The 9,111-nt window shown below is 68.2% G+C and carries 10 protein-coding genes; 9 read left to right on the forward strand and 1 reads right to left on the reverse strand.

Translation table 11 applies throughout. The features are described from left to right. Positions 1–923 (forward strand): HNH endonuclease signature motif containing protein (locus ACXMYJ_RS27995; protein WP_460359430.1); only part of this gene is annotated, 923 nt, incomplete at its 5' end. Between the two features lie 341 nt (positions 924–1,264). On the opposite strand, the gene ACXMYJ_RS28000 is transcribed toward ACXMYJ_RS27995, so the two are convergent. Then, the gene (locus ACXMYJ_RS28000) at positions 1,265–2,500 is read right to left on the reverse strand and encodes an alpha-hydroxy acid oxidase (RefSeq protein ID WP_260757087.1); all 1,236 of its coding nucleotides are present in this window, start codon (positions 2,498–2,500) and stop codon (positions 1,265–1,267) included. Between the two features lie 112 nt (positions 2,501–2,612). Between ACXMYJ_RS28000 and ACXMYJ_RS28005 the strand changes: the two genes are divergently transcribed. The 8 genes from ACXMYJ_RS28005 to ACXMYJ_RS28040 form a co-directional block, all read left to right on the forward strand. Continuing rightward, positions 2,613–3,089, forward strand: coding sequence for a hypothetical protein (locus ACXMYJ_RS28005; RefSeq protein ID WP_260757088.1), 477 nt, complete (start codon positions 2,613–2,615; stop codon positions 3,087–3,089). Further along, complete coding sequence (locus tag ACXMYJ_RS28010) at positions 3,053–3,394, forward strand: hypothetical protein (RefSeq protein ID WP_260757089.1); 342 nt, start codon at positions 3,053–3,055, stop codon at positions 3,392–3,394. The genes ACXMYJ_RS28005 and ACXMYJ_RS28010 overlap by 37 nt, the downstream gene beginning before the upstream one ends. Before the next feature lie 37 nt (positions 3,395–3,431). Then, positions 3,432–3,734, forward strand: coding sequence for a hypothetical protein (locus ACXMYJ_RS28015; protein WP_260757090.1), 303 nt, complete (start codon positions 3,432–3,434; stop codon positions 3,732–3,734). Next, positions 3,718–4,461, forward strand: coding sequence for an MBL fold metallo-hydrolase (locus ACXMYJ_RS28020; protein ID WP_460359431.1), 744 nt, complete (start codon positions 3,718–3,720; stop codon positions 4,459–4,461). The genes ACXMYJ_RS28015 and ACXMYJ_RS28020 overlap by 17 nt, the downstream gene beginning before the upstream one ends. Positions 4,462–4,550: 89 nt before the next feature. Continuing rightward, positions 4,551–5,429, forward strand: coding sequence for a formylglycine-generating enzyme family protein (locus ACXMYJ_RS28025; protein WP_460359432.1), 879 nt, complete (start codon positions 4,551–4,553; stop codon positions 5,427–5,429). 132 nt (positions 5,430–5,561) lie between these two features. Then, positions 5,562–6,362 carry a GntR family transcriptional regulator gene (locus tag ACXMYJ_RS28030; RefSeq protein ID WP_396885109.1) on the forward strand — a complete coding sequence of 267 codons (801 nt, stop codon included), beginning with the start codon at positions 5,562–5,564 and terminating at the stop codon, positions 6,360–6,362. Between the two features lie 64 nt (positions 6,363–6,426). Then, positions 6,427–7,782: an arylsulfatase gene (locus ACXMYJ_RS28035; RefSeq protein WP_260757095.1), complete on the forward strand. Its 1,356-nt coding sequence runs from the start codon at positions 6,427–6,429 to the stop codon at positions 7,780–7,782. Positions 7,783–7,790: 8 nt separating this feature from the next. After that, on the forward strand, positions 7,791–9,111 hold a 1,321-nt coding region (locus ACXMYJ_RS28040), incomplete at its 3' end, for an ATP-binding protein (protein WP_460359433.1).

Raw genomic sequence — 9,111 nt, forward strand, 5'->3', positions numbered from 1 at the left:
TCACCAAGCACAAGCAGCGTGGCGACGCGATGGTCGACCTGTCTGCGACGTTGACTCCGGAGGCGTGGGCGGTGTGGGAGCCGATTTTCGCGAGGTTGGCCGCGCCGGGGATGTGTAATCCCGACGACGACCAGCCGTGTACGTCGGGGACGCCGTCGCAGGCCCAGATCGACAACGATCATCGCAGCCTGGCCCAGCGCCAGCATGATGCGCTCGTTGCGGCCGGGCGGATCGCGTTGATGAGTGGGCAGCTGGGGCAGCTCAACGGGTTGCCGGTGTCGGTGATCATCCGTACCACGCTGCAGGATTTGGAGTCCCGCGCCGGGGTCGGTGTCACCGGCGGGGGCACGGTGGTGCCGATCAGTGAGGTGATCCGGATGGCCGGGCACGCCAACCACTATCTGGCGGTGTTCGACCGGGCCACCGGCTCGGCGCTGGAGTTGTTCCGCACCAAACGCGTCGCCTCCCCGTCCCAGCGGATCATGCTGATCGCCCGTGATGGCGGGTGTACCAAGCCGTGCTGCACGGTCGGCGCGTACGGCTCCCAGGCTCATCACGTCGTCGCGGACTGGGTCGATGGCGGGAACACCAACGTCGATGAAATGGGCCTGGCGTGCGGGCCGGATAACCGCAGCGTCGGCGCCGACGGCGGTGGTTGGTCGACCCGGATGAACGACCGTTGTGAGGTGGAATGGATTCCACCTCCGGGCCTGGACACCGGTCAGGCCCGGCTCAACTACTACCACCGCCCCGAACGGCTGCTGCGTCCCCCCGAGGATCTGCCACCGGAGGGCCAGAACACCAGTGCGCCAACCCAACCCGCCGATGGTGGGACCGTCGACGACGACTCGGGTCCGTCGCGGCCGGCCGATGACCCCGGCGAACCCGGCGGCCCCGCACCACCGGGCAACCAAGCGGCCTGACCGCCGCGGGGTTCGTTGACCCGTGCAACAGGATGGCTTGGCCGCCGGATTCTATGGCGCCGGCATCATGTGGCCGCCGCCTGCGCTGGTGCCGGCATCACCTGAGAACCGGTTATGGGCTTTCACCAACTTGGTCAGCGTCTTTTGGGGTCGGCGACGGCGGCTCTCTCCCGCAACCGCGTCGACGCCCCGACGTCAGCGAGCAGCAACGTGACATTCCCAGTTGGCAATCCGCTCATTGCTAGCCAGGATTCGCCAAACGTCAGCGCATCCGCGTATCTCGGGAGCTTCCGTATGGGCAGCGACGGCCCTCAAGGCGGCGGCGACCCGTCCGTGTGTATCTACGGCCGGGGTCGCGGCACCAGCCGTTCGAACTGTGTCACGTGGCCGGGCTCCAGCTGGTCGAGCGCGTTGACCCCGAGCAGCCGCATGGTGCGGGTGATCTGTTCGGACAGGATCGCGATGGCCCGATCGACACCGGCCTCACCGCCGGCCATCAACCCGTACAGGTAGGCGCGACCGACCAGCGTGAAGCGCGCGCCGAGCGCGATCGACGCGACGATGTCGGCCCCGGACATGATGCCGGTGTCGAGGATGATCTCGGTGCGCTCGCCGACGGCCTTCGCGACCCGGGGCAGCAGGTGGAACGGGATCGGCGCCCGATCCAGTTGCCGCCCACCGTGATTGGACAGCACCAGGCCGTCGACGCCGAGGTCGGTCACCGCTACCGCGTCCTCCAGCGTCTGGATGCCCTTGACCACCAGCTTGCCCGGCCACTGGGCTTTGATCCAGGCCAGATCCTCAAACGTGACCGTCGGGTCGAACATCGTGTCCAGCAGCTCGGCGACGGTGCCTGACCACCGGTCCAGCGACGCGAACGCCAGCGGCTCCGTGGTCAGGAAGTCGATCCACCATTGCGGGCGCGGAATCGCGTTGAGCACAGTCTTAGCGGTGAGCGCCGGAGGGATCGACATTCCGTTGCGCTTGTCACGCAGCCGTGCCCCGGCCACCGGCACGTCGACGGTCACCAGCATGGTGTCGAAACCGGCCGCGGCAGCCCGCTCGACCAGCGCCATCGACCGGTCCCGGTCCTTCCACATGTACAGCTGAAACCAGTTGCGGCCATGCGGGTTCGCGGCCTTGACGTCTTCGATGGACGCGGTGCCCATGGTCGACAGCGAGAACGGGATACCGGCACGGGCGGCCGCGTGGGCGCCGGCATACTCACCCTCGGTCTGCATCATCCGGGTGAAGCCGGTCGGCGCGATGCCGAACGGCAGCTCCGAACGGCCGCCGAGGATCGTGCAGCTGGTGTCGACCTTGGACACATCGCGCAGGATCGACGGGTGGAACTCGATGTCCTGGAACGCCTGCCGGGCCCGCGCGAGGGACAGCTCAGCCTCCGCGGAGCCGTCGGTGTAGTCGAACGCCGCCCTGGGTGTGCGGCGCTTGGCGATGGTGCGCAGGTCCTCGATGGTGAGGGCCTGGTCCAGCCGGCGTTTCCTCGCGTTGAACTCGGGCTTCTTGAACTGCATCAGCGGGGCGAGGTCCCTGACGCGGGGGACACGGCGTTTCATCGGGGTACCTTTCGCGCCTCGGCTGTGGCGGACGTATCCGGCGATTCTTCCAGATTGCCGAGGACCGGAGCGCCGGCGCGCAGCTCCAGCGGCCGCGGGTAGCGTCCGCGGGATGAACGACGGACGCAGGCGCCGCAAGGCCAAGCAGGCGCGCCGCGAGGCCCGGCGGCAGGACACCCGCGACCCGCAGGGCACATGGGAAGCCGAGGTCCTGGAGGAGACGCCGCTGCTCGACGAGGTGCGCGAGGCGCTGACCGGTCACCCGCTGGAGCTGCTCGGGGTGGTCAGCGTGATCGTCGAGGCCACCACGCCCGACTCGATGCCTTGGCTGCCGTCACGCGACGAGCGGGAGACCGTCGAGCTGGACCGCCTGCTCGACGGCTTCGTCGACGTGCCGAACACCGAGACGACCGCGCTGCTGGCCGTGCTGGCCGAACTCCTCGATGACGTCGGGCAGCGGGCGCGCTGCCGGCAGGAGCTCGACGCGCGACGCGACACCCTGCCGCGGTGGCTCACCGGACTGGGCGGCGTCGAGGTGTACCGCGCGGTGCGATGGCCCACGCGCCGGGGGCCGGTGACGAGGTGCTGATCGGGGCGCGGCTGGCCGGCGGTGCGGAGCTGACCGCGGTGGCGTTCGTCGACGCGTCGTCGGCGGTCAAGGACGCGTTCGTCGTACCCGAGGCGATCGACGACGTGATCCGTACGGCCGCCGACCGCAACACCGACCCGGACACTCGCTTCGTCGCGATGAGCCTCGCCGATGCGCGGGGGTGGCTGCAGCCCGGCCTCAGACAACCGTCCCTGGATCGGTCGGACTCGTGGCCCGCCTGCCGGCCGCTGCTGCGCTGGCTGGCCGGGCGCCTGCCGGAAGGCGGAACCCGGGCGGGGCAATAGCGGCTCTGGCCCGACCCGGCGGCCTTAGCATGAGCTCGTGGTCCGCCCACTCGGCCAGCTGCAACGCTGGATGTACCGCGGCAACCGCCCGAACGGGCCGGCCCGGGTATCCAACATGCTCGCCGCGCGGCTGTTCTCGCGTCGGCGTGACGTCGCCCTGCAGGTGCGCCGGTTCACGAGCGGCGCCATGGTGAGTGTGCCGGTCGTCATCGGTGCCCGCCCGCACTTTCCGATCAGCCGTCATGCGCCCGTCGACGAATTCGAATCCATCGCAGCACGACTCCCCGTCGTCCGGATTGACCCGGATGCCCCAGGAGCACCCGATGGCACTGGTCGTTGAGGACTATCCGGACCTCGGGGTCACCCGGCTGTCACGCTGGATCTTCAACTGCTACCTCATCCGGAGCGGCACCGACTGTGTCGTGGTCGATGCCGGACTGCCCGCCAGTGCCGACGACATCGCCGGCGTGCTGGCCGTGTTCGGCGGCACCGTCACCGCCGTCGTCGCGACCCACGGGCACAGCGACCACGTCGCCGGCGCTCCCGCACTCGTCGCCGAAACCGGTGCGGCCCTGCACCTTCCCGAGATCACGGTCGGATACCTGGACGGTTCGCAACGGCCCCGTACCCCGGCGCTGTCCAAGGTGGCCCGCATCTGGCCGACGCTGCTGAGCCAGCCGCTGGACCGCACTGCCCTGACCGGCTTCGTGCGCGGCGGGCGGATCGCCGGCTACGGCGGCGCCGCCGGCATGGTCGGCGATCCACTGAAGGCCGCGCGTCCGCTGTCCGACGGCCAACCGCTACCGGCCGTCCCCGGCTGGCAGGTCCTCAGCATCCCCGGGCACACCGACGATTCGACGGCGTTCTGGCACGCCGACAGCGCCACCCTGCTCTCCGGCGACGCGGTGCTCACCGCCGACGGTCGCGCCTGGTTCACCCCCGAGACCGTCGACGACGGGCTCGCCGCGCGCAGCGAGCGCCGGCTGCGGGCATTGACGGTCGAGCATCTGCTGCCGGGCCACGGCGTACCGGTGCACCAGCGCGATGTCTGGTCCGCGACCCGCTGACGCGGTCACACGCCGGCTCGGCGCCGTGTGCGTCACATTCACGCGGGCGTCGGGTGTCGCCACCGGCCGGGACGACCTAGCCTGGCGTGGTGCTTACTGAATTGGTCGATCTGCCCGGTGGCTCATTCCGGATGGGATCGGTGGATTTCTATCCCGAGGAAGCCCCGGTGCACACGGTGTCGGTGGCCCCGTTTGCGATCGAACGCCATCCGGTCACCAACGCGCAGTTCGCCGAATTCGTTTCTGCGACTGGATATGTCACCGTAGCCGAGCGTGAACTCGACCCCGCCGACTTTCCCGGGGTTCCAGCGGCCGAGCTCATCCCCGGTGCGCTGGTGTTCCGGCAAACCCCAGGCCCGGTTAATCTGCGCGACTGGCGGCAGTGGTGGACATGGGAGCAGGGCGCCTGCTGGCGACACCCGTTCGGGCAGGGCTCGTCGATCGACGACCGACTCGATCACCCGGTGGTGCAGATTGCCTATCCCGACGCCGCGGCGTACGCCCGCTGGGCCGGACGCCGGCTGCCCAGCGAGGCGCAGTGGGAGTACGCCGCCCGCGCCGGCACGACGACCGCCTACGCGTGGGGTGATGACGTCCGACCCGGTGGGACGCTCATGGCCAACACCTGGCAGGGCGACTTCCCGTACCGCAACGAGGGTGCGCTGGGCTGGCAGGGCACTTCCCCGGTGGGCACCTTCCCGCCCAACGGGTTCGGGTTGCTCGACATGATCGGCAACGTGTGGGAGTGGACCACGACCCGCTACACGCGCCACCACCGAGTCGACCAACCCGCCGGGGGCTGCTGCCCGGCACCGCCGCCGGCCGGGGATCCCACCGTGCACCAGGCGCTCAAAGGCGGATCCCACCTGTGTGCGCCCGAATACTGCCACCGCTACCGGCCGGCCGCCCGCTCGTCGCAGTCGCAGGACAGCGCGACCACGCACATCGGGTTCCGCTGCATCGCCTGACCCGCCAAGCGTGGTGGCGGAACACCGTCACTTCCGCCGCCGTGAAGCCGCTGGCCTCCGCGTTTCCGGCCCGTCGGGTGGCGTAACATTCGGTAATCCGCCACCTGGGCCGCGAAGTGGCACAGTGAGGGCATGCCCCGCCGCCCGAAGATTCCCCCGAAGGACTTTCCCCGTCCCTCGGTGCGCGAGTACGCGGGTACCCGGGCCGATGCCGCCCGCTGGGTGCGCGACGTGCTGCGCAGCCAGATCCTGGAGGGAGCTTTCGGTGGATTGGCGGCGGCCCGGCCGGCGCTGCCCTCAGAATCCGAGCTCGCCGCCGAACTCGGCGTGAGCCGCAACGCGATTCGCGAGGCACTGGAACTGTTGCGCGGTGAAGGTTTGATCACCCGGGTGCAGGGTTCGGGCACCTTCGTCACCGGTGCCAAACTGCGCCAGCACCTGGACCGTTTGGAGGGCCTGGCGGAATCCCTTGCCGGACATCAGCTTCCCGTCGACAACGAGGTGCTGTCGGTGCGCGAGTCCACCGCCACCCCGTTCGTCGCCGCGAAACTGCAGCTGCCGGAGAACGCGCCGATCCTGTTCATCGAACGGCTGCGGTCCGTCGGTGGGTTGCCGCTGTCGCTGGACACCACATCGCTGCGGATCGGTGCCATCCCCGTCGATGCCGAACTGACCCAGCAGGATGTGTTCGCACTGATCGAGCAGGAACTCGGCGTGCGCCTGGGTTGGGCGGAGATCACCGTCGAATCCGTAGCGGCGGACGCCACCACCGCCGAACTTCTCCAGATCCGCCCTGGCGCACCATTGTTGTTGCTCCACCGGCTCACCCATCTCGAGGACGGCACCCCGTTCGACCTTGAGACCGTGCGGTACCGCGGCGACAGGTGTTCATTGGTGACCACCGCCACCCGCGGTACCGCTCCTCCATCCTGACCGAGCGTCGCTCGTCCGCGCCCGGCAGGGAATCCACCGCAATGAGTAGAGAGGTCTATTCGTCATGCCCGAACAACCCAACATCGTGTACTTCCACGTCGACAACCTCGGCATGGGTGAGCTCGGCTGCTACGGCGGCGGCATCCTGCGCGGCGCCGACACCGCCCGTGCGGACGCCTTCGCCGCCGAGTCGCTGAAGCTGTCGCACTTCGTCGTCGAACCGCAGTGCACCCCGACCCGGTCGGCGCTGATGACCGGACGGTACCCGATCCGGTCCGGCAACCACACCATCGCGCTCGGCGGTAACGGTGGCGGCATCGTCGCCTGGGAGCGAACGATGGGTGACATCCTGTCCGAAGCAGGTTATGCCACTGCATGTTTCGGCAAGTGGCACATCGGCGCCGAGGACGGTCGCTGGCCGACCGACCACGGCTTCGACGAGTGGTACGGTCCGGCCCGCACCTACGACGAATGCCTGTGGCCGGACGACCCTTGGTATGACGGCGAGCGCGATGGCTACTCCTACATGTACGACGGGACCAAAGCCGACGGTGTCACGACAACCGACCAGCAGCTGACGGTGAAGCTCAAGGGTGAGATGGACGGCGAGTACGACCGCCGGGCCAAAGCGTTCATGAAGCGCAGCGTCGACGCCGGCAAGCCGTTCTACCTGTACCACAACCATTCTCTGATGCACTTCCCGATGGAGGTGCGCGAGGAGTTCAAGGGCAAGAGCACCAACGGCGCCTGGGGTGACTCGCTATTGATGCTCGACCACGACTTCGGCAGCATCCTCGATGCGCTCACCGAACTCGGCATCGAGGACAACACCATCGTGGTGTTCGCCGGCGACAACGGAGCGGAGGACCACCTGGCCGGACGCGGCACCGCGGGCTTCTTCGACGGCTCCTACTTCAGTTCGGCCGAGGGCGGTATCCGCACACCGTGCCTGATCCGCTGGCCCGGCAAGGTGGCGCCGCGGGAGAGCAACGAGATGGTGCACGTCACCGACATGTTCCCGACCCTGCTGCGCTGGGCGGGCGCCGACATCCCGGAGGACCGCATCATCGACGGCATCGACCAGCGCGACTTCTTCGCCGGCGAGACGGAGGAATCCCAACGCGACGGCTGCATGGTGTGGCTCAACGAGGAACTGCACGCCGTGAAGTGGTCACAGTTCAAGATCAACTTCAAGCGCCAGCAGCACTTCCACGACCCGGAGATCCCGCTGGGGTTCGCCCGCATCACCAACTTGCTCGAGGACCCGAAGGAGCGCGAGGCCGTCAACCAGACGTGGGTGCGGTGGTGGGTGATGCAGCACGCCTACCGCTTCATCCAGGCGTTCGAGGAGAGCGTCAAGACCGAGGAACTGATCCCGGCCGGTGCCCCTCTCGACTTCGTGCCGGCCCGCACCCAGTAGGAGCAGCCGTGGCCTCGTCGGAAAGCTATGGCGCCGAATCCATCACGATCCTGGAAGGGCTCGACGTCGTTCGCAAACGGCCCGGGATGTACATCGGGTCCACCGGCGAACGCGGCCTGCACCACATGATCTGGGAGGTCGTGGACAACGCCGTCGACGAGGCGATGGCCGGCTATGCCAGCCGGGTCGACGTGACCCTGCTTCCTGACGGTGGGGTCGAGGTCATCGACGACGGACGCGGGATCCCGGTGGCGCAGCACGCCACCGGGATCCCCACCATCGACGTCGTGATGACCCAGTTGCACGCCGGCGGCAAGTTCGACTCCGATTCCTACAGCGTCTCGGGCGGTCTGCACGGGGTGGGCGTCTCGGTCGTCAACGCGTTGTCCACCCGGCTTGAGGTGGAGATCCGCCGTGACGGGCATTGCTGGTCACAGACTTACGACCGCTCCGTGCCGGGCGTGCTCGCCATGGGTGCGCCCACCACAACAACCGGAACCACGGTCAGGTTCTGGGCCGACCCCGACATCTTCGAGACCACCACCTACCGTGTCGACGCCGTCGCCCGCCGACTGCAGGAGATGGCGTTCCTCAACCGCGGCCTGACGTTGACGCTCACCGACCTGCGATTGGCCGACTCCGAGAAACGCACGTTCCATTACTCAGAGGGTCTGATGGACTTCGTCAAGCACATCAATCGGACGAAGGATCCGATCCAGCCGTCGATCATCGGGTTCACCGGAGCCGGGCCCGGCATCGAGGTCGAGGTGGCGATGCAGTGGAACGCCGGCTATTCCGAATCGGTGCACACCTTCGCGAACACCATCAACACCCATGAGGGTGGCACCCACGAGGAGGGCTTCCGTGCGGCGCTGACCTCGGTAGTCAACAAGTACGCCAGGGACAGGAAGCTGCTCAAGGACAAGGATCCGAACCTCACCGGCGACGACATCCGCGAGGGCCTGGCGGCGGTGATCGCGGTCAAGATCGCCGAACCGCAGTTCGAAGGCCAGACCAAGACACGGGTGGGGAACGCCGAGGTGCGTTCCTGCGTGCAAAAGATCTGCCACGACCGATTGACTCACTGGTTCGAGGCCAATCCCACCGAGGCGAAGATCGTCATCACCAAGGTCACGTCCTCAGCACGGGCCCGAGCCGCAGCCCGCAAGGCTCGTGATCTGGTCCGGCGCAAGAGTGCCACTGACATCGGCGGCCTGCCCGGCAAGCTGGCCGACTGCCGGTCCACCGATCCGAGCAAGTCGGAACTGTATGTGGTGGAGGGTGATTCGGCCGGCGGCTCGGCCAAGAGCGGCCGTGACTCGATGTTTC

Source organism: Mycobacterium sp. ZZG (genome assembly GCF_054786995.1).